The 2,789-nt window shown below is 71.2% G+C and carries 1 protein-coding gene; it reads right to left on the bottom strand.

Going from position 1 to position 2,789, the window contains the following annotated elements:
• Positions 1-2,313, bottom strand: a 2,313-nt coding sequence (locus N912_RS59675; RefSeq protein WP_156994469.1) for a TrbL/VirB6 family protein, incomplete at its 3' end; no start/stop codon positions are given.
• Positions 2,314-2,789: the final 476 nt, after the last annotated feature.

The following is a 2,789-nucleotide window of genomic DNA, read 5'->3' as shown; positions in this document are numbered from 1 at the left end:
GGCCCAGTCGGCGGAGTTGTGGCCGGTGGTGTCGTGTAGTCGTGCGGTGAGCTCGTCGACCTGGCGGCGTTGGGTGTTGTAGGCGGCGGCCTGCTTGTCGTAGTCGGCCTGGCTGATCTTCTTGGCGTCGAGTTGTTGGTGGGCCTCGTCGAGTTGGCGTTTGGCGGTGGCGAGGTTTTGGTGGCCGGTGATGGTGTCGTTGATCAGTTTGCTGTCGTCGGGGTCGAGCTGGCCCATCGACTGGTCGGCCTTGGTCGCCAGCGCCTTCTGGGCGGAGACCTTCTCGTCGTAGGCGGGCTGGGTGATCTTCTTGGCGTCTAGTTCGGTCTTGGCGTCCCTGACGGCCTTGTCGGCCACGATCGCCGCGAGCCGGTCGTTGAGCGCCTGGTTCACACCGTTGGAGTTGTCGCCTCGCCAGGAGGCCAGTCGGTAGGGGCGGTCGGGGTTGGACGGGTCGGGCAGCAGCTCCGGCGGCGCCCGCCCGCCCAGCGACCCCGGCTGGCGGGTCTTCAGCGTCCCGTTGGTCAGGGCGCACTCGGCATCGCCTTGGCATTCCGTACCGGCGAACTGGCCGTCGTTGTTCAGCGCCCACCCGGTGTCCTGCCCGCCACCGTTCTGGCCTCCGCCGCCGGAGCCGGTCATGCCCTGCCCACCGGTGCGCCGGTCCTCGGCCGCTCGCAACGCGGCCAGCACGTCATCGGCGGCCGAGGTCAACGCCTGCCGAGCCCGCGCACCGGCCTTCTTGCCGGCCACCACGGTCACCAGACCGGACACCATGTCCGTCACCCCGGACAACACCTGCTCAACCTGGCCCGCCGAACCGCGCCGAACCCCACCCACGAACCCGCCCGCGCCCTCGTCGAAGGACTGCCCCGACCGCGCGTTCTGACCACGCTGGCCGCCGCCGGACGACGTGCCGACCAGCTCGAGCAGGTCGGAGACGAACTTGTTCGTCGTTTCCCGGATGGAGTCGGCCAGCTCGCCGCGAGCACCCGTGCCGCCGTTCTTACCGCCCTTGCCGCCGTCGACGAGCTTGGCCAGGCCACCGAGCAAGCCCTCGGTGAGGTCCATCGCCCCGTCGACGATCTCGTTCAGTTGTGTGCCGTCGATCTTGGTCTGCAACGCCGCCCGGGACGGGCCGGCCGGCGGGCCTCGGGCTGCCTGGGTGGTGGGTTTGCGCCCGGACGGCAGCGAGGCGATCTCGGCGCAGCTGGACTCGCCGGCGCAGTCGGGCTGGTGGGAGTGGCCGCCGGCGGCCAGTGCGGGGCCGCCGGTGTTGGTGTGGGTGGCGCGTTCGCGGGTGCCGGGTTGCGCGGCGGCGCTGATGCCGCCGGTGCCGGTGTCGCTGGCGCCGCTGGAGGTGTTGATCCGGTGTCCGGCGCGCAGCGCGGACGAGACCTGGTCGGCGATGCCACTCAAGCCCTGGCGGGTCTGGGCGCCGGCCTTCTTGCCGGCAATGGTGCCCACGATTCCCGACACCAGGTCGACAACCCCGCCCATCGACTCGCCGGCCCTCGCGCGGCCCGCCCCACCGGGCCGCTGGCCGGCTGCCGGCTGGGTCGATCCCCGGGACGCGGCGGGCTTGACGGTGGGAACGCCCCGGGGCTGCGACTGCGCGGAGTCGACGGCCTCGGCCGCGCCACGCGCCCGCTGGTCCCGTCTGGACATTGACGGGGCCACCGAGCCGCTTCCGGAGCTGAGGCTCTTCGAGCTTGTGCCGACCGAACTCCCGCCGCCCGACCATGCTCGCGCCAGCCGGTCGAACAGACCGGTCAACGCGTCGGCCATCGGGTCGGCCTGCCCCTGAGACGATGCCCGCTCGCTCGACGGGGTCGTCTGCGTGCTGGACGTCGCGCCCGCCGTCCGAGCGGCCGCCCCGTGGCCGGTGCCGGTCGCCCATGGCACCGGAGCCATCTCGGGGTCGGCATACCCGATGTCCGCGCTCGGCGTGGCCTGGCGGCCAGCACGGTGCGTAGTGGACACCGGAAGCGATCCGCTCGCGGAGGACTGGGCGCCACCCAGGCGCGTCCAGCGCGGTCGGGGCCGCACTCCCGAAGTGTCATCGGTCCCGTCGAAGTCCTCGCCGGCGAAGCCCGCCAACCCGACCGGGGTTTCAACGACCACCGCGCCGGCCATACCGGTCCGCGCCGAGTCGAGGTCCATCGAGAAGAGCGCGGCGGCCATCCACACCATGAGGGCGCCGACCAGCACCGTGCCGAATGAGATCGACGAGACCGCGGGCGTCACCCCGCGCGCCATCGCCGACACGACGGCGCGCACGCGCCGCCCGCCAGCGAAGGCCACGGAAGACATCTGGGTCTCGACTCCTCGATCACACGATGTGGCGCGGCACCCGCACCGGAACCAACTGGAGCTGTCGCAGTGATCGGCACCAACCGCGGTAACCCGTCACGCGGAGGAACACCCTCAGTTCCTGGCCATCTGACCAGGGAGAAACCAAGTCTCGATCCGCCTGTGGACCTGGCGACTGTCCAGGCGCAAGGCGCTGGCGAGCGGTCGGCGTCGCCACGGTCCATTTCACGCAGTGACGCAGCACCCAGTGCCCGGGGGCAGCAGGTCTGATCGCTTACCGACGTCACGCTAAACAGCCGAACGCTCCACGCGGCATCGCGGAAGTTGATCGGTACCTACCAGATGGTTAACACCTGGTTCCGTCGGTCGATGGCCGCGCTTACTCGAAGCGCAGGGCGTTGATGGGTGTGAGGCGTGCGGCGCGGTTGGCGGGGTAGCCGCCGGCGAGGACGCCGATGAGCAGGCTGACGGCGAAG

Origin of the sequence: Actinospineispora acaciae DSM 45401, from assembly GCF_000620785.1 — a bacterium.
GTDB lineage: Bacteria > Actinomycetota > Actinomycetes > Mycobacteriales > Pseudonocardiaceae > Pseudonocardia > Pseudonocardia acaciae.
This window is presented reverse-complemented; position numbering and strand designations above follow the sequence as displayed.